Source organism: Dactylosporangium thailandense (assembly GCF_059739745.1).
On record NZ_AP029195.1, the window covers coordinates 9,747,558 to 9,764,096 of the forward strand.

The window sequence follows — 16,539 nt, forward strand, 5'->3', positions numbered from 1 at the left end:
ATCAAACGGTAGATTTCCTGTGTTTCATAAAACAGCGAGAAAAGTTGCTTTCGAGGAGGGATTCGTTGCGGCTGGACCCGATCGACCAGCGAATCATTGCGCTGCTGCAGGAAGACGCCCGCTCATCGTATGCGGACATCGGCGAGCGGGTGGCGCTGTCCGCCCCGGCCGTGAAGCGACGCGTCGACCGGCTCCGATCCAGCGGTGTGATCCGCGGCTATACGGCCCTGATCGACCCCGGCGCGGTGGGTTGGACCACGGAGGCGTTCGTCGAGCTCTTCTGCACCGGGCGCACCTCCCCGGCCCAGCTGAAGGCGGCGGCCAAGCGGCATCCGGCGGTCGTGGGGGCGTACACCATCTCCGGCGAGGCCGACGCGCTCGTCCATCTGCGGGCGATGGACATGGCCGGCCTCGAGGAGGCCCTCGAGCGGCTGCGCGCCGAGCCGTTCGTGACCTCGACCCGCAGCATGATCGTGCTGTCGCGGCTGGTGGAGACGCTGGCCCCGCGAATCGCGCCCGACACGGGAACCGCGGGAGGCCCGGCGCCGTCCTAGAGCCATGAAACGCGCCGCCGCCACGCTGAGCGCCCTGTGCCTGGTGCTTTCCGGATGTACCGCGACAGCGTCGGACCTGTCCGAAGTAGCCCAGAGCGGCCCGGCCCCCGCGCTGCGCCTCGTCGCCTTCGACGACTGCGAGGAGCTGGCCAAGGGGCTGCGCAAGGCCACCATGGACGCGGTCGGCCCGTGGGGCTTCAACACCCTGCCCGGGGGCATGCGCACCACGCTGAACAGCGGTGTCGTGCCCGAGGCGCAGGCGAAGGCCGCCGGCGGCGATCAGAGCTTTTCCGGTACCAACACCCATGAAGCGGGCGTCGACGAGCCCGACGTGGTGAAGACCGACGGCAAGCGGATCGTGACCCTCGCGCGCGGCCGCCTCGTGGTGGTCGACGCCGCCTCGCGGAAGGTCACCGGCACGCTGGCGCTGAACGGCGCGAGCGACGGCGCCAAGCCCGCCGCCGGCGCCGACCGGCTGCTGCTGGCGGGCGACCGGGCGCTGGTGCTCGGCTTCGACTACTCCGACCCGGAGCGGGGCGGGCCGCTGCTCACACTCGTCGACCTGGCCGGCGCGCCGAAGATCGTGAGCACGTACCGCATCGACGGCGCCCTGCTCGACGCGCGCCAGGTCGGCAGCGTCGCCCGGGTAGTGATCCGCTCGGCGCCGCGGCTGGCGTTCCCGGACTCCTCGAAGTTCCAGGACGACGAGGCCCGGCTGGCCGCCAACCGCTCGGCCGTCGCCGCCGCGCCGGTCGAGGACTGGCTGCCCCGGTGGACCTCGACGGACGCCGCGGGGAAGAAGACCGACGGGCAGGTCGGGTGTGGGGCGGTACAGCTGCCGGAAACGTATTCGGGGACGTCGCTGCTCACCGTGGCCTCGTTCGACCTCGGGGCGGCCGGCCTCGGCTCCGGCGAGCCCGTCTCGGTCGCGGTCGACGGCGGCATCGTCTACGCCAACGGCCCGAGCCTCTACGTCGCCAACGACCAGCGCTGGCGTGTGAGCGGGCCGCTGGTCAAGCGGGCCGGCCCGGCGCCGGACCCGAAGACGCAGCTGTTCAAGTTCACGATCGCGGGGGCGGCCAGGCCGAAGTACGTGGCGGCGGGCGAGGTGCCCGGGTGGCTGCTCAACCAGTACTCGATGTCGGAGTGGGACGGCCGGCTGCGGGTGGCGACGACCGCGAACGACGCCTCGACCGTCTACGTGCTCGAGCAGCGCGCCGGCACGCTCGCCGAGACCGGCAAGGTCGGCGGCCTCGGCCGGGGCGAGAAGATCTACTCGGTGCGGTTCATCGGCACGACGGCCTACGTGGTCACGTTCCGTCAGACCGACCCGCTCTACACGCTGGACCTGAGCGACCCGTCCGCGCCCCGCACGCTGGGCGAACTCAAGATCACCGGGTACTCCGCCTACCTGCACCCGGCCGGCGACGGGCTCCTGCTCGGCGTCGGGCAGGAGGCCAACGAGAAGGGCCGCGTGCAGGGCCTGCAGGTGTCGCTGTTCGACGTGCACGACCTGACCAAGCCGGCGCGGCTGGCCCAGTTCCAGGTGCCGGGGTCCGGCTCCGAGGCCGAGTTCGACCCGCACGCGTTCCTGTTCTGGCCCGCGACGGGTGCGGTGGTACTGCCGGTGCGCGGCGAGCAGCCCAGCGCCCTGGTCCTGTCGGTGCACGACAACCAGGTCACGAAGGCGGGGTCGATCACGCACCCGGCGGCGCGCTACGCCCAGATGCAGCGCTCGCTCGTGATCGGCGGGACGCTGTGGACGCTGTCCGACCAGGGCCTGCAGGCGAACGATCTCGTGACGCTCGCCCAGCAGGCCTGGCTGCCGCTGGTCTAGAGGTTCCTAGAGGTACATGCCCGTTCGCTCGCTGTCGCTGGTGATCGCCTGCTTCGGCTTGTCGCCCTCGCCGAAGAAGCGCTTCCCGCCGAACTCGCCGTGCAGCCGGTCGTCGAGCTCGTCCGCGAGCCCGGTCATCACCTGCACGGCGAGCATGAGGTGCGTGGCCTGGAAGTCGCGGCCGAACACGGGGACGCTGGCCCAGACCGTGTCGTTGGTGCAGTACAGCCGGCCGATCGGCATCCGGTTGGTGAGCTCCGAGAGCTTGACGTACAACCGCTCGGTCGGCTCGATCTCGGTCAGGATCGGCGAGAAGACGTCGACCAGGGGCGGGTTGTCGCGCACCCGCACGAACACCATCGCCGAGCCGGAGCGGATGCCGATGTCCCCGTCGGGGTCGATCGGCAGCTCCTCGGGCGTGGTCTTCATGAGCTTCGCGACGACCGTGGTCACCTTGTCGTACAGCGGCAGGTCCTCGGTCTGCTCGTTGAGCTCCGCGAGGCTGCCCGCGCCGGTGCGGACCACGTCCGCGGCGTCCACGAGCGACGCCAGCGACCGCGCCACCCCGAGCGCCGGCACCGGGGCGATGAGCCCCTCGGCGTCGTGCGCCAGATAGGTCAGGAACGCCGGGTGCGGAGCGCCGTAGATGTCGCGCAGCGTGCGCGTGATCAACCGGCTCAGCTGCTGCGCCTCGCCCTTGCCGACCCGCAGCCCGAACGACTCGCCGGAGCCGGCCACGACTCCCGGCGGCGACCAGCCCAGCGCCACGATCTCCGCGATGACGGTGCGGTCCAGCCGGTACGCGGTGGGCAGATCGGCATTGCTCACGGCCGTCGCCGCGAGCTGGTCGCCCTCCTCGCCGGTGACCTGGACCGAGTAGATCGCGTCCCCGGTCCCGGAGGCCGTGGGGTCGAGCGTCAGGTCGAGCGTGGTCCCGGGCGCGAGGTCACGCAGCCCGTCCACGAGGTGCCGCGCAAAGTCCCGCCAGGCCTCGGCCACCTTCTCCTTGAGGTTGCCGCCCGCGGGATCCTCGTCGTCGAACAGCGCACTCTCGAACACCGCGCCGCCGTCGCCGGGCTCACCAGCCATGATCGCCTCCCTATCCCCGCGCCCTCACCCTATCCAGAGTCGATCGCTCACTCGGCGCGGGTGGCCAGGCGGGTGAACTCAGCGCCCGCGGCCTGCACATCCGCCTCATGGACCACCGCCAGCCGCACGGGAACCGGTCCAGCCGATCGCCCACACACCACCGCCGGCACCCGGTCGCTCACTCCCCGCCGACGGCCAACCGGCTCAACTCAGCGCTCGCCGCGTGCACATCCGCCCCGCGCCCCACCGCGAGCCCCAGCAGAAACGCCGTGAGCGGCGCCCCCGGCCGGGCCACGTTGTGCGCCACGTCCCGAGCGAGGTCGAGCACCACCTTGCGCGTCTCGCCGTCGGGCGCGTCGACGCCGAGCGCCGCCGCCGCGGTGTCCAGCCACTCCCCGAGCACGTTCTCGCTCACGGCCCCACCCTTCGGAGATCTTCCTCGGTATCGCAGTCAACGTACGGCGCCTTCTCCCCGTCCCACCGCACCTCGACAATGTCCAGGCCTCGGACGAGCCGCCGGAGCGACCCACCGCCGGTGTCCCCGAACGCGTCGATCGCCCCCCGCAGCGCGGCGCGGTTCCAGACCCCGCAGAGCAGCTGCCGCCGCCCGTGCTCGTCCACAAACAGCGCCCCGTCGGCGTTTCCAAGAGCATCCATCAGTACGAGGAGCGCGGCGGCGGACATATAGGGCAAATCGGAGGCAAGCAGCGCAACCACACCGACTGGTTCGATCGCGGCCATCCCGGCAGCGGCCGCGGCGACCGGCCCTCCCCCGGCGGGCTCCTCCCGGACGACCCGAACCCCGGCCGGCATCTCGTCCCGGTCGGGCCCGACCACGACGACGGGCGCGGCTCCCACCTCCACCACGGCCCGGACGACCCGCGTCAGCATGGGCACCCCACCGACGGCGATCATCGGCTTGTCCCGTCCGTGGAGCCGCGAGGCCCTGCCGCCGGCGAGAATGACCGCCGCGAGCGTCCCCAGTTGGCCGTCGAGCACAACGAGAACCTACCGTCGGACGGGAACGGAGAAACGCCGACGAACGCCGCCGTCAGGAGGGCCGCACCATGGGCCGCGTCACGCAACGCCGCACCATCGTCCGGATACACCTGACCACGGCCGACCAACCCGCCGCTGCGCCCCACACCTCCGACCGCCCGCCGGCACCAGCAGCGCCCACCAACTCCGCGCCACCCACACCCGCTCCCGGCACCTCTTTCCTCGCCGCCGCGCCCACCAACTCCGCTCCGCCGCCTGCTTCCGACGCCCCCTCTCGCATCGCCCCACCCACCCCCTCCGACGCCGCCGCCGGATCGATCAACGCCACCGCCACGATCACGCGGCCGACCAACGCGCAGCACGCGGCCACAGAGCCGAGCACCGCCGCGGCGGCATCCACGAGCGCGAGCGACCCAGCCAGCGCGAGCCCGACCAGCGCGGGCGACCCAGCCAGCGCGAGCCCGACCAGCGCGAGCGACCCAGCCAGCGCGAGCCCGACCAGCGCGAGCGACCCAGCCAGCGCGAGCCCGACCAGCGCGAGCGACCCAGCCAGCACGAGCCCGACCAGCGCGAGCGACCCAGCCAGCGCGAGCCCGACCAGCGCGAGCGACCCAGCCAGCGCGGCGCGGGTCGAGGCGCGGGTCGGGCCGGACACGCTCGCCGCCGAGGAGCCGCTCGAGATCCGCGTCGGCGGCCAGGCCCTCGCCGTCACCATGCGCACGCCCGGCGACGACCTCGACCTCGCGATCGGCTTTCTGCTGACCGAGGGCGTCATCGCGCGCGCCGCGGACGTGGTCACCGCGAAGCTGTGCGCCGGCGACGAGGAGCCGAACTCCTACAACGTCGTGGACATCCGGCTGAGCGCCGACGTCCCCGCGCCGGTCGCTCAGCAGGCCGCCCGCAACTTCTACACCACCTCCTCGTGCGGCGTGTGCGGCAAGGCGAGCATCGACGCCGTGCGCACCCGGTCGGCGTTCGACGTGAGCCGCGACCCCCTCACCGTCGCGCCCGCGGTCCTGGCCGGGCTCCCCGCCGCGCTCCGGCGTCGCCAGCGCGCGTTCGACACGACCGGCGGCCTGCACGCGGCGGGGCTGTTCACGGCCGGCGGCGAGCTCGTCTGCCTCCGCGAGGACATCGGGCGGCACAACGCGGTCGACAAGGTCGTCGGGTGGGCCGTGCGCCAGGAACGCCTCCCCCTCGCCGGGCACATCCTCATGGTCAGCGGGCGGGCCGGCTTCGAGCTGTGCCAGAAGGCGTGGATGGCCGGCATCCCGATGCTCGCCGCCGTGTCCGCGCCGAGCACCCTCGCCGTCGACATCGCGGCCGAGGCGGGGCTCACGCTCGTCGGCTTCCTGCGCGGGTCGACGTTCAACGTGTACGCCTCCCCTCATCGAGTCCAGGGCGCTCCGGCCCTCCCTCGCCACCGTTGACCCCTGGCCCGCCGTCCCCGAAGACCCGAAAAGCGCCCGGACAGAGCTTCGAACGCGGCCCGGACCGCGCGAAGGAGTGCGCCCGCACGGCCACCCGCCGAGTGGTCCGGCGGCGGGAGCGCCCGATCGGCGGCACCTGCCGCGGCGACAGCCCGCGCGCGAGGATCTCGGCCATGAGGGCGGCCGCGGAGTACCCGGGATCGGCGGCCAGCGCCCGATCCAGCGCCAGCGAGGCGTGCAGGCCGTTGCCGGTGCGCCAGGACAGGTACGACAGCAGGGTCGCCGACGGCGCGACCGAGGACGGTTCGCAGCGGCGCACCAGGTCGGTCCACAGCTCGCGGTGCGCCTCGGCCAGGCCGTTCGCGCGGCGCACGTCGCGGTCGAGGCGCTCCCAGGCCCGGTCGCGGAAGTCGACCACGAGCAGGAGCACCTGCAGCCACGCGATCTCGTCGTCGGTGAGCCGGTGCCCGGCCGCGTAGCAGGCCAGGGCCGCGTCGAGGGCGGCCCGGCCCGCGACCACGGCGGCGGTGCGGACGCCGATCGGGTCGCGGCCGGTCACAAGGCGCAGTACACGAAGATTGGCCCGGTTCCCCGCCTCCTCGATCGCCTCGAGGGCCGGTCCGCTCGGCCCGGCGAACGTGGCGGCGACGGCGGCCCGATCGGGCAGCGCGACCAGCCCGGCGAGGGTGGCCTCGGCCGCCGCGATCGACGTCGCCGGGTCGAACGCGCGGCCCTCGGGCGGGCAGCAGCCGGGTACCTCGCACAGGAGCGACCAGTACCGGCCCTCGTGGGTGCGCAGGAGGTCCAGCACCGCGATGCCCCGCTCCGTCATCGCCGCGCCCACCGCGCGCAGGAACGGCTCGGTCCGCTCGGGCGGGCCGTAGCCGATGAGCATGGCGCCGTCCATCGCGTTGCGCCGGAACAGGCGTCCGTAGTGCTCGGCCAGCACCGCGGCGGCATCGTGGTCGTCGGGCAGGTCGCCACGCAGTTGCAGGTGCAGGCCGGAGCCGCGCAGACCGAGCGCGACGAGGCTGTCGGTGGGGTGGAACCCCATGAGGTAGGGCATGGCCGAGAGGAGCTCGGCGGGTCCGCGCAGACGCAGTCGGGAAGCCATGCCGACGAGCCTGGACCGCTCCGGGCCGGCCCGGAAGCCCGAACCGTGGCCTGTGGATAACGGTCCACAGGGGACCACGCCGCCGCGCGACATGTGCTAACGCGCGCCCGGAAACGGACTAAAGCCAGATTATTACGAAATAAGCGATAAGTCGTGGCGCGGAGCGCCCGACTTATCGACTAATACCGAAACCGAAGGTCATACAGGTCGATGCCATCGTCGAACGACGCGCTCGAAGGCCGCAGATCGATCGCCAGCGTCACCCGAGCCAGCGCGTCGTACCCGGCCGCGTGCAGGCATCGAATGGCGTCCAGGTTCCGCGCGGACGGCGAGATGCTCAGCTGGCCCAGACCGCGCCGCCGGGCCTGGTCGGCCACGTGGGCCAGCAGGGTGCGGCCGATGCCCTCGCCGCGCCGGGAAGCGGAGACGACCAGCGGCTCGACCTCGCCGCCCCGGCCGTCCAGCAGCAACCCGACCATGCCGAGGACCCCGCCGCTCACGTCGGCGGCGACCCACATGCCGGAGAGGTCGAGCCGGGTGAGGTACTCCTCGAAGGCCGCCCCGGAGTCGTCGTCGGACGGGCCTCCGTAGAGCCCGGCATCCGCCGCGGTCATCTCGGCCCACAGCTGCCGGCACTCGCGATGGTCGGTCGGACGGTACGACCGGATCGTGAGCGCGGACACCTGCGTCGCCGTCGACACCTGAGTGCTCATAACTCATAGTTACCCCGCCCGGCCGGATCGCGACACCCACATCGCAGGATTGCTACCGGGCCCGATTCGCCGCTTTTTGCTGCATCCCGCGACTGAAGACCAGGCGGTATCCGGGCCCCGATGTGCGGGATAGCATCGAAAACGGCTCGCAGCTACGACGAAGGGACGACCCGGTCGGGGGTCGTCCCTTCGCTGTTCACCGATCCATTCGCACCGCCCCGACAGATGGGGCGGGAGTTCACATTACGGAAGGCGGAATTCGCCGTCCACGTCGACCGCGGCGATGAAGGTGTCCCATTCCGCGCGGGTGAAGCGAACCAGGCCCGCGTCGGGGGAGTTGGAGTTGCGGACCTCGACGACGCCGTCGACGAACCGCGCTTCGACGCACTGTCCGTTGTTACCGCTTCGCGTGGGCTTGTGCCACTGCTCGTTCAGCGCAGCCATCTGCGCACTCCTTCGGGTTGGGCCGGACTCAGTTCGCAGAATCCTCGATCAGCTTGATCGACTCCAACGGGCTGAGCGCGGCAGCTCGCAGATTCTCGAACACGTCGGCGTACCGCAGGACATCATCGGCGTCCGGGTAGATATCGCCGGTCATGGCCTCGGCGTACACGACGCTTGGTGCATCTTGGAACTTGAGAATCGCGAACGATCCGGCCATGCCGGCATATGCCCCTCCGGAGAAGGGCAGGACCTGGATCGTCACGTTTCTCGCCCGGCCCATGTCGGCCAGGTGCTTGAGCTGCGACCGCATGACGTCCGGTCCCCCGATGCTGCGCCGGATGACGCTCTCATCGAGGACCGCGATGAGCTGCAGTGGCTGTTCGGCGCGGCTGAGGAGGTTCTGCCGCTCACGACGCGCCTTGACGTGCGCCTCGACGGCATCCTCGGACTCGCTGGGAGAGGCCGCGAGCAGCGCCCGCGTGTACTCCTCCGTCTGGAGCATCCCCGGCACCACGAGCGCCTCGTAGTCACGCATCTCGATTGCGTTGGACTCCAACCCGATGTAACGGGAGTAGCTCGCGGGCAGGTCGCCGTAGCGGGCGAACCAGCCTCGCGTCTTGCCCTGCCGGGCGAGGACGACCAGCGTGTCGATCTGTGCCTGGTCGGTGACCTCGTAGATCTCCAGCAGGCGTTCCAGCGTGCTGCGCCGGATGCCGACCTTGCCGCCTTCCATCCGGCTGATCGTGCTCGGTGAGCAGTCCAGTTGCAGGCCGACGTCCTCCGTGGTGAGCCGAGCCCTCTCGCGCAACTCGCGCAGCTGCTTGCCCAACTGGAAACGGGGGAACGTGGGGCTGTGGGCGCTGGACACCGCTCACCTCCATTACTCAGGACGAGTGTGTCCGTTACCGGGGTGGCGCGCAAGCGCGGGTTGGGTAAGCGATTGCCTTGCTCTACTCAAGTTCGAAAGCCCGTATTGCCGTGCGTAACTTGCACGTGCATTCTGGATGCGTCAGATCGCACCTCGGCCGGGAGGGAGATCAGTGGTGTCCAGTGGTGTTTGAAGACGACACGCTCCTGCTCGAAGGCGCACCACGGCTCTTCGGCATTGTCGCTGATCCACTCGACGACGACCACCCGCAAGTCGTCGCCTGGGGGCACGAGCTGCCCGACCAGGCGGTGCTCAGCTGGCGTCTGGGCAACGGCAAGACGGAGGTCGCCGTGTTCCGGTCCGCCGAGGCCGCGCTGGCCACGGCGCAACAGCTCTACAACGCGCGCCTGCTGTGGACCGCGCCCGCGGTCCAGGGGGTCTGAGGAGCATCATGCCCGTCATCTACGACCACGCGGTCACGGACGCGCGGCGCCGGGTCGAGCGCCACCAGCCCGTCACCGGCCGGCCCGGCGGCGGCTGCACGGCGGGGTGCGCGCACTGGCCGTGCAAGCCCTTCGCCACGGCATGGGCGGTCGTGACGCGCAACTCGAACACGCGCGCCGGACGGTGACGCCCCAAAAGCCGAATCGGCCGACCGGAAGTGTCCGATCGACCGACCCTGATGGATACCGAATGACGACTCTTTGATGCTGCTGTCCCAGCCGGGCCACGCCCTATCCTGTATCGGCGTCTCGTCCGTCTTCGGGGGCGACGCCTCCATCGAGGGGTTGAGGCGATGGGGCGTTCGGCTCGAAGTACCGCCGCCACCTCCCGATCCCCCGGAGCCCTGCGTGGACCGTGGAGTCGTGCGGGGGCGCAGCGGCGGCTGAGGCGCGGTCGGCACGGCGGCGATCGAGTGGCCACCCGCCGGCCCCGAGGCGTGCGGGCCGGACGTCGGGCCCGAGCCCACCACGACCGGGCCCGGCTGCGGGTCGGCCACGACGGGCGTGCGGGTCGGCGGGGCACTGTCCAGCGTCGCGCTGCCGGCCACCACGACGATCATCGTCGGCACCGAGGTGAGCAGAACCAGCAGCGCGGAGATCAGCAGCGGCCGCCGGTTGGGCGAGAACAGCCGATGATGGCGCACGTCCGAGGACAACGGGGCTCCAAACCTAGCGGGGTCATTCGGACTAACGTGACGTAACGCGGAGAAGATCTGCCCGACGTGGGGGGATTTTTCGGTATTAGCCCGTCGGTGAGGGCCGACTCCAGGGTGTCGATCCACACGCCTTCTGCGATGCTGGACACACACCGGCAACGGGGCCGTAGCCTCCGCATACCCTGCGAGGCAGAGCCCGGGGTCGGCTCCCGGGCACGAATCCTCGTGCCCACCCGCGACGCGCCGATCCCACCGGGTCGCCGCGTGGCAGACACCCCCCGCCGCGTGGCAGGGTCAACCCCCGCTGCCGACGCGAGAGACGACAGGGAGATACGGATGGCGAAGGGCGAAGTCAAGGCCCGGGCGTCAGGAACACGGGCCGCGCCGGAACCCGCGTTCGTGCAGCTGCTCACCCCCGAGGGCGACCGGGTCGAACACCCCGACTACACGGTCGACTTCACCGACGATGAGTTCCGCGCGCTCTACCACGACCTCGTCGTGGTCCGGAAGCTCGACGCCGAGGCCACCGCGCTGCAGCGCCAGGGCGAGCTCGGCATCTGGGCGAGCCTGCTGGGCCAGGAGGCGGCCCAGGTCGGATCGGGCCGGGCCCTGCGCGCGCAGGACATGGCGTTCCCGACCTACCGGGAGCACGGCGTGCTCTACACCCGCGGCATCGACCCGATCATGCCGTTGAGCCTGTTCCGCGGGGTCGACCAGGGCGCCTGGGACCCCAACGAGTTCAAGTTCAACATGTACACGATCGTCATCGGCGCGCAGACGCTGCACGCGACCGGCTACGCCATGGGCATCACCAAGGACGGCAAGGTCGGCTCGGACGACGGCGAGGCGGTCATCGCCTACTTCGGCGACGGCGCCACGAGCCAGGGCGACGTGAACGAGGCCTTCATCTGGGCGTCGGTCTTCAACGCGCCGCTGGTGTTCTTCTGCCAGAACAACCAGTACGCGATCTCCGAGCCGCTCGAGCGCCAGACGCGCGTCCCGCTGTACCACCGCGCCAGCGGCTTCGGCTTCCCCGGCCTGCGCGTGGACGGCAACGACGTGCTCGCCTGCTACGCGGTCACCCGCAAGGCGCTGGACGACGCGCGGCACGGCCAGGGCCCGTCGCTCATCGAGGCGTACACCTACCGCATGGGCGCCCACACCACCTCCGACGACCCGACCCGCTATCGCATCGCGAGCGAGGTCGAGGCCTGGCAGGCGAAGGATCCCATCAAGCGGCTCCGTGCGTTCCTGACCAAGCAGGGCATGGCGAAGGACGACTACTTCGACGCCATCGACGAGGAGGCCCGGGTGGCCGCCGTCACCCTGCGCGAGCGCGTGCTCTCGATGCCGGACCCCGACCCGATGACGCTGTTCGACCACGTGTACCCGCACGGCTCCCCCGAGCTCGCGCAGCAGAAGGAACAGTTCGCCAAGTACCTCGCGTCCTTCGAGGGGAGTGGGCACTGATGGCCGCCGCGGAGAACCTCACGATCGGCAAGGCGCTCAACACCGGCCTGCGCCGCGCCATGGAGCGCGACGACAAGGTCCTCATCATGGGCGAGGACGTCGGCAAGCTCGGCGGCGTCTTCCGGATCACCGACGGGCTGCAGAAGGACTTCGGCGACGAGCGGGTCATCGACACCCCGCTGGCCGAGTCGGGCATCGTCGGCACCGCGGTCGGCCTCGCGATCCGCGGCTACCGCCCGGTGTGCGAGATCCAGTTCGACGGGTTCGTCTACCCGGCGTACGACCAGATCGTCTCCCAGGTAGCCAAGATCCACTACCGCTCCGGGGGCAAGCTCAGCCTGCCGATCGTCATCCGCATCCCGTTCGGCGGCGGCATCGGCGCGGTGGAGCACCACTCGGAGTCCCCGGAGGCGTACTTCGCCCACACCGCCGGCCTCAAGGTCGTCTCGCCCGCCACTCCCGACGACGCGTACTGGATGATCCAGCAGTCGATCGAGTCCGACGACCCGATCGTCTTCATGGAGCCCAAGCGCCGCTACTGGGAGAAGGGCGAGGTCAACGTCGACTCGGCCAGCCTGCCCCTGCACGCCTCGCGCGTCGCCCGGGCCGGCACCGACGCCACCGTGATCGCCTACGGCCCGATGGTCCGCACCGCGCTGGACGCCGCCACCGCCGCGGCCGAGGACGGGCGCTCCATCGAGGTCATCGACCTGCGCACGCTCTCGCCGCTGGACATGGCGCCGGTGTACGAGTCGGTGCGCCGCACGGGCCGGGCGGTCGTCGTGCACGAGGCGCCCGGGAACCTGGGCCTCGGTTCGGAGGTCGCGGCCCGGGTCACCGAGGAGTGCTTCTACTCCCTCGAGGCCCCGGTCCTGCGCGTCACCGGCTTCGACACTCCGTACCCGGCCGCGCGCCTGGAGGAGGAGTACCTGCCGGACCTCGACCGGGTGCTCGACGCCGTCGACCGCTCGTTCGGGTTCTAGGGGGCCGCGCGCAGATGACCAGGGTCAAGGAGTTCAACCTGCCCGACCTGGGCGAGGGCCTCACCGAGGGCGAGATCCTCAAGTGGCTGGTGGCCGAGGGCGACACGATCACCCTCAACCAGCCGATCGTCGAGGTCGAGACCGCCAAGGCCGCGGTCGAGATCCCGGCGAAGTGGGCCGGCAAGGTGATCCGGATCTTCCACCCCGAGGGCACCATGGTCGAGGTCGGCCACCCGATCATCTCGATCGACACCGACCCGGCCGCGGGCGACCTGCCCGCCGGCGCGCCGACCCCGTCGGCCGCCTCGCTCGCCGCCGTCGAGGTGGCCGGCGACGGCCCGGTGGAGCCCGGCATGATCGGCGGCCCCGCGCCCGGCGGCCGCACGGCGGTGCTGGTCGGCTACGGCCCCCGCACGACCGCCGCGAAGCGCCGGCCTCGGGTGTCCGCTTCGGAGCCCGCGCCCGTCGCCGCGACCCCGCCTCCCCCGGCGCCACCGGCTCCGACTCCGGCCCCGCCGGCTCCCGCCGCTCCGGCTCCGGCCGCCCGGAACGGCTCGGTGCTCGCCAAGCCCCCGGTGCGCAAGCTGGCCCGGGATCTCGGCGTCGACCTGAGCACGATCGCCGGCACGGGCCCGTCGGGCTCGATCACGCGCGACGACGTGCTCGGCGCCCAGTCCGCCCCCCGCTCCCGCCGAGGCCGCGGCCCCGGCCCGGGCACCCGGGCGGCGTGAGGAGCGCATCCCGGTCAAGGGCGTGCGCAAGCTGACCGCCGAGAACATGGTGGCCAGCGCGTTCACGGCCCCGCACGTGACCGAGTTCCTCACGGTCGACGTGACCCGGTCGATGAAGGCGCTCGAGCGGCTCAAGGCGCACCGCGACTGGAGGGACGCGCGGGTTTCGCCGCTGCTCATCGTGGCCAAGGCGTGCCTGCTGGCCCTGCGCCGCTACCCGATGGTCAACTCGACCTGGGCCGGCGACGAGATCGTGGTCAAGCACTACGTCAACCTGGGCATCGCCGCCGCCACCCAGCGGGGGCTCATCGTGCCGAACATCAAGGACGCCCAGGACCTGACCACCCGCGAGCTCGCCGACGCGATGACCGCCTTGGTCGGCACCGCGCGCGACGGCAAGACCCCGCCGGCCGACATGACGGGCGGCACCTTCACGATCACGAGCGTTGGCGTCTTCGGCGTCGACTCCGGCACCCCGATCCTGCCCCCGGGCGAGTCGGCGATCCTCGTGTTCGGCGCCGTACGCGAGCAGCCCTGGGTCCACAAGGGCAAGATCAAGATCCGCCAGGTGACCACCCTCGGCCTGTCGTTCGACCATCGGATCATCGACGGCGAACTGGGCTCGAAGTTCCTCCGCGACGTGGGCGCGTTCCTGGAAGACCCCGAGGGCGCCCTGCTCGCCTGGGGCTGACCCGGCACCCGCAACGCCAACGGTGGCCTCGCGCACTCGCGCGGGGCCACCGTTCTCTTTCGGTTCGATAAGTCGGGCGCTCCGCGCCACGACTTATCGCCTTTATCGCCCGGCAGGTTATAAGTCCGACTTCCGCGCTTTGGTGCTCCAAGCTCGCCACCGCGAGCGGATCGCGCCGGAAAAGGGGCTCCGAGCAGGCCAATTCGCGCGCGGTGGACTGCCCCCGGGCTGTCACATGGCCGACGAACAGGACGTTTTCGCAGGACAAGAGCCTACGAATCTTCGGCGGGTGGGCCGCATCACCTAGTAATCGCTGGCTCTGGATCATCGTTTCGGCGTGTAATGGATGTGAAGCGAGTACATCCCTTACACCGCCCCGAGGAGCCACCGTGAGCACCCTGTTCGAGCGCATCAAGGCCCGCCGCAGCGCCGCCCGTCGCATGGACGCCATTGAGCGCGCCATCGCCAAGAACCCGTCCAGCGCCCTGCGCGACGAGCTCTACACCATGATCAACCGCAGCTAGGCCGAAGACCTTGCGCACCCCCGAACCGCCCCGGTCCGACCTCCCCGGACCGGGGCGGTTGTGCGTCTGTTGTCCGGTCCTGGTTTGCTGAGCATCCGAACCGACGAACGTCGGTACCGGCTCTGGGATGTCACACTCCGGTCGACTACGGTCGGGGTCTGACCTACAGGAGGCACGCATGACGTCCGACCAGCAGCACCCGTCCGAGCAGCCGGACGAGGCTGCGTCGAGCACGCCCCCGCCCGGCCGTCCCCCGGCCGTGCGCGCGAAGGCGTCGGTCCCCGTCCCGTCCTCGCCCGCCCCGGGTCAGCAGCAGCCCGGCCAAGACCCCGCCGACGCGGCCGCCGCCCGCCCCGGCCCGTTCCCGCCGGCCGGCCCGACCGCACCACCGGCCGCCATCCCGTCACAGGCCCCGCCCTACCCGCCGGCCGCCGCGCCCCCTCCGCCGCCGTACCCCCCGGCCGCCGCGCCCCCGCCGTCTTACCCGCCGGCCGCCGCGCCGCCGCCATACCCGCCGGCCACGGGCGCCGCCGCACCGGTGCCGCCGCCGTACGCGCCGGCCGCCGGCTCCGCCCAGCCCTACCCCCCGGCCGCCCCGGTTCCGCCGTCGTCGGCCCCGCCGTACTCCGCGGCCGCCTCGGTGCCGCCCACGAGCGCGCCCCCCGCGGCCCAGTTCCCGATGCCGGCCCAGGCGCTGCCGAACGTGCCGCCGACCGCCGACGCAGGCCCGCCCGCCTCCGGCTCCGCCCGAGTCCCGGGCGCCAGCGGCTCGGCCAGCGTCCCCGGGGCCAGCGGCTCCGCGAGCGTCCCGGGTGTCTCCGGCGCCGCGAGCGTCCCGACCTCGGGCGCCGGCACCACCTACGGCTCGGCGAGCGTCCCCACCACCTACGGCCAGCCCACGACGTACGGCCAGAGCCCCGCCCCGGCCGCCGTCCCGGGCCCGCCCGGAAGCTTCCCGGGATTCACGCCCACGAATCAGAACCCGCCGAAGGACGAGCCGAGCCCCGCCCCCGCTGACCCGAGCCCGAACCCCTGGGCCCCGACCTCCGGCGCGGGCGCGTCGGGATCGGCGAAGGTCCCGACGGGCAGCGCCAAGGTCCCGCCCCCACCCGCCAACCCCGAGGTCCCCGCCCCGGTCAACCTGGGCCAGATCCCACCGGAGCCGGGCCCGCGGACCTACGGCGCGAGAGCCCAGGTCACCCCGACGTCGGCCCCTCCGGCGGGCTACCAGGCAGCCACCCCGGCCAGCGCCCCGCCGTTCCCGGCACAGCCGTTCGGCGACGCCCCCCGCCGGAGCCACCCAGCCGTCGAGCGCCCCGCCGTTCCAGGCGCAGCCATTCGCAGGCGCCCCGTCGAGCGCCCCGCCGTTCCAGGCGCAGCCGTTCAGCGGCGCCCCCGCCGGAGCCGCTCCGGTCAGCGGCGCGGGCACCGGCATCTACCAGGCCTCCGCTCCCCCGGCGGCCGGCGGCACCTACCAGACCTCGGCCCCGCCCGCGACCGGCCAGTTCCCGACGTCCGGCGCCCCCCGGTACGGCGACCTCGTCACCATGCCCGGCGAGAACCCGTACGACGCCGGGCCCATCGACGGCGAGCCGATCCCGACCCCCGAGCCCCCGGTCAAGAGCCGCCGCGGCCTGCTCGTCGGCCTGCTCATCGTGGCCGCGGTGTTCCTGGTCGCGGTCGCCGGCACGGCCATCATCGTGAAGATCAGCGGCGCGGGCGGCACGAGCTTCGCGGTCAACTCCTGCGTGAAGCAGGACGGCGACTCGGCGACCGGCGTCGACTGCTCGAGCAAGGACGCCTTCAAGATCGTGTCGAAGGTCGACAAGCCCGAGAGCTGCTCCGACGCCAGTCAGCCGTACATCGTGCTCCAGCACAAGGGCGAGAAGGACCAGGTGCTCTGCCTCCGCCCGGCCAGCGAGAAATAAGGGAA

The 16,539-nt window shown here is 72.0% G+C and carries 18 protein-coding genes and 1 pseudogene; 10 read left to right on the forward strand and 9 right to left on the reverse strand.

The window, feature by feature from the left end:
- Window positions 1-71: 71 nt before the first annotated feature.
- Window positions 72-554 carry an Lrp/AsnC family transcriptional regulator gene (locus AC6JBM_RS43290; protein ID WP_497986667.1) on the forward strand — a complete coding sequence of 161 codons (483 nt, stop codon included), beginning with the start codon at window positions 72-74 and terminating at the stop codon, window positions 552-554.
- Window positions 555-558: 4 nt separating this feature from the next.
- Window positions 559-2,391 (forward strand): beta-propeller domain-containing protein, encoded by a 1,833-nt coding sequence (locus tag AC6JBM_RS43295; RefSeq protein WP_497979552.1) that lies wholly within the window; start codon window positions 559-561, stop codon window positions 2,389-2,391.
- A 6-nt stretch (window positions 2,392-2,397) separates the two neighbouring features.
- Here AC6JBM_RS43295 and AC6JBM_RS43300 read toward each other — a convergent pair whose 3' ends face one another.
- From AC6JBM_RS43300 to AC6JBM_RS43315, 4 genes are all read right to left on the reverse strand, one after another.
- Window positions 2,398-3,480 carry a T3SS (YopN, CesT) and YbjN peptide-binding chaperone 1 gene (locus AC6JBM_RS43300; protein WP_497979553.1) on the reverse strand — a complete coding sequence of 361 codons (1,083 nt, stop codon included), beginning with the start codon at window positions 3,478-3,480 and terminating at the stop codon, window positions 2,398-2,400.
- A gap of 178 nt (window positions 3,481-3,658) precedes the next feature.
- Window positions 3,659-3,895 carry a DUF6457 domain-containing protein gene (locus AC6JBM_RS43305; RefSeq protein WP_497979554.1) on the reverse strand — a complete coding sequence of 79 codons (237 nt, stop codon included), beginning with the start codon at window positions 3,893-3,895 and terminating at the stop codon, window positions 3,659-3,661.
- On the reverse strand, window positions 3,892-4,479 hold the full coding sequence (gene mobA, locus AC6JBM_RS43310; protein ID WP_497979555.1) for a molybdenum cofactor guanylyltransferase: 588 nt from the start codon (window positions 4,477-4,479) through the stop codon (window positions 3,892-3,894). The genes AC6JBM_RS43305 and mobA overlap by 4 nt, the downstream gene beginning before the upstream one ends.
- Before the next feature lie 52 nt (window positions 4,480-4,531).
- Entirely contained in the window at window positions 4,532-5,200 is a 669-nt protein-coding gene (locus tag AC6JBM_RS43315; RefSeq protein WP_497986767.1) for a hypothetical protein, read from the reverse strand.
- Between AC6JBM_RS43315 and fdhD the strand changes: the two genes are divergently transcribed.
- Window positions 5,160-5,909 carry a formate dehydrogenase accessory sulfurtransferase FdhD gene (gene fdhD, locus AC6JBM_RS43320; protein ID WP_497986668.1) on the forward strand — a complete coding sequence of 250 codons (750 nt, stop codon included), beginning with the start codon at window positions 5,160-5,162 and terminating at the stop codon, window positions 5,907-5,909. The genes AC6JBM_RS43315 and fdhD overlap by 41 nt on opposite strands.
- Here fdhD and AC6JBM_RS43325 read toward each other — a convergent pair.
- From AC6JBM_RS43325 to AC6JBM_RS43340, 4 genes are all read right to left on the reverse strand, one after another.
- The gene (locus tag AC6JBM_RS43325) at window positions 5,848-7,023 is read right to left on the reverse strand and encodes a DUF4192 domain-containing protein (protein ID WP_497979556.1); all 1,176 of its coding nucleotides are present in this window, start codon (window positions 7,021-7,023) and stop codon (window positions 5,848-5,850) included. The two genes, fdhD and AC6JBM_RS43325, sit on opposite strands and share 62 nt — an antisense overlap.
- Before the next feature lie 179 nt (window positions 7,024-7,202).
- Window positions 7,203-7,736 carry a GNAT family N-acetyltransferase gene (locus AC6JBM_RS43330; protein WP_497979557.1) on the reverse strand — a complete coding sequence of 178 codons (534 nt, stop codon included), beginning with the start codon at window positions 7,734-7,736 and terminating at the stop codon, window positions 7,203-7,205.
- Window positions 7,737-7,979: 243 nt separating this feature from the next.
- On the reverse strand, window positions 7,980-8,180 hold the full coding sequence (locus AC6JBM_RS43335; RefSeq protein WP_433082052.1) for a DUF397 domain-containing protein: 201 nt from the start codon (window positions 8,178-8,180) through the stop codon (window positions 7,980-7,982).
- A gap of 28 nt (window positions 8,181-8,208) precedes the next feature.
- Complete coding sequence (locus AC6JBM_RS43340; protein ID WP_497979558.1) at window positions 8,209-9,048, reverse strand: helix-turn-helix domain-containing protein; 840 nt, start codon at window positions 9,046-9,048, stop codon at window positions 8,209-8,211.
- A 185-nt stretch (window positions 9,049-9,233) separates the two neighbouring features.
- Here AC6JBM_RS43340 and AC6JBM_RS43345 point away from each other — a divergent pair, with 185 nt between their 5' ends.
- The 6 genes and pseudogenes from AC6JBM_RS43345 to AC6JBM_RS43370 all read left to right on the forward strand — a co-directional run bounded on the left by AC6JBM_RS43345 (window position 9,234) and on the right by AC6JBM_RS43370 (window position 14,606).
- Window positions 9,234-9,491, forward strand: a complete 258-nt coding sequence (locus AC6JBM_RS43345) for a hypothetical protein (RefSeq protein ID WP_350610292.1) — start codon at window positions 9,234-9,236, stop codon at window positions 9,489-9,491.
- 8 nt (window positions 9,492-9,499) lie between these two features.
- The gene (locus tag AC6JBM_RS43350) at window positions 9,500-9,679 is read left to right on the forward strand and encodes a hypothetical protein (protein WP_497979559.1); all 180 of its coding nucleotides are present in this window, start codon (window positions 9,500-9,502) and stop codon (window positions 9,677-9,679) included.
- Between the two features lie 864 nt (window positions 9,680-10,543).
- Window positions 10,544-11,677 (forward strand): pyruvate dehydrogenase (acetyl-transferring) E1 component subunit alpha, encoded by a 1,134-nt coding sequence (gene pdhA, locus AC6JBM_RS43355; protein WP_497979560.1) that lies wholly within the window; start codon window positions 10,544-10,546, stop codon window positions 11,675-11,677.
- Window positions 11,677-12,660, forward strand: coding sequence for an alpha-ketoacid dehydrogenase subunit beta (locus AC6JBM_RS43360; RefSeq protein WP_350610295.1), 984 nt, complete (start codon window positions 11,677-11,679; stop codon window positions 12,658-12,660). Before pdhA ends, AC6JBM_RS43360 begins: the two co-directional genes overlap by 1 nt.
- Window positions 12,661-12,674: 14 nt before the next feature.
- A pseudogene (locus tag AC6JBM_RS43365) lies at window positions 12,675-14,082 on the forward strand (dihydrolipoamide acetyltransferase family protein).
- Window positions 14,083-14,471: 389 nt separating this feature from the next.
- Window positions 14,472-14,606, forward strand: a complete 135-nt coding sequence (locus AC6JBM_RS43370) for a hypothetical protein (RefSeq protein ID WP_497979561.1) — start codon at window positions 14,472-14,474, stop codon at window positions 14,604-14,606.
- 579 nt (window positions 14,607-15,185) lie between these two features.
- On the opposite strand, the gene AC6JBM_RS43375 is transcribed toward AC6JBM_RS43370, so the two are convergent.
- Complete coding sequence (locus AC6JBM_RS43375; RefSeq protein WP_497979562.1) at window positions 15,186-15,464, reverse strand: hypothetical protein; 279 nt, start codon at window positions 15,462-15,464, stop codon at window positions 15,186-15,188.
- Window positions 15,465-16,153: 689 nt separating this feature from the next.
- Here AC6JBM_RS43375 and AC6JBM_RS43380 point away from each other — a divergent pair.
- On the forward strand, window positions 16,154-16,534 hold the full coding sequence (locus AC6JBM_RS43380) for an LppU/SCO3897 family protein (RefSeq protein ID WP_497979563.1): 381 nt from the start codon (window positions 16,154-16,156) through the stop codon (window positions 16,532-16,534).
- Window positions 16,535-16,539 lie beyond the last annotated feature (5 nt).

What these genes read in the sequence shown, in the direction of transcription:
- AC6JBM_RS43295 (WP_497979552.1), top strand. Translation starts at nt 559, where the DNA reads ATGAAACGCGCCGCCGCCACGCTGAGCGCCCTGTGCCTGGTGCTTTCC.
- AC6JBM_RS43300 (WP_497979553.1), bottom strand. Translation starts at nt 3,480, where the DNA reads ATGGCTGGTGAGCCCGGCGACGGCGGCGCGGTGTTCGAGAGTGCGCTG.
- AC6JBM_RS43325 (WP_497979556.1), bottom strand. Translation starts at nt 7,023, where the DNA reads ATGGCTTCCCGACTGCGTCTGCGCGGACCCGCCGAGCTCCTCTCGGCC.
- AC6JBM_RS43330 (WP_497979557.1), bottom strand. Translation starts at nt 7,736, where the DNA reads ATGAGCACTCAGGTGTCGACGGCGACGCAGGTGTCCGCGCTCACGATC.
- AC6JBM_RS43335 (WP_433082052.1), bottom strand. Translation starts at nt 8,180, where the DNA reads ATGGCTGCGCTGAACGAGCAGTGGCACAAGCCCACGCGAAGCGGTAAC.
- AC6JBM_RS43350 (WP_497979559.1), top strand. Translation starts at nt 9,500, where the DNA reads ATGCCCGTCATCTACGACCACGCGGTCACGGACGCGCGGCGCCGGGTC.
- pdhA (WP_497979560.1), top strand. Translation starts at nt 10,544, where the DNA reads ATGGCGAAGGGCGAAGTCAAGGCCCGGGCGTCAGGAACACGGGCCGCG.
- AC6JBM_RS43360 (WP_350610295.1), top strand. Translation starts at nt 11,677, where the DNA reads ATGGCCGCCGCGGAGAACCTCACGATCGGCAAGGCGCTCAACACCGGC.
- AC6JBM_RS43380 (WP_497979563.1), top strand. Translation starts at nt 16,154, where the DNA reads ATGCCCGGCGAGAACCCGTACGACGCCGGGCCCATCGACGGCGAGCCG.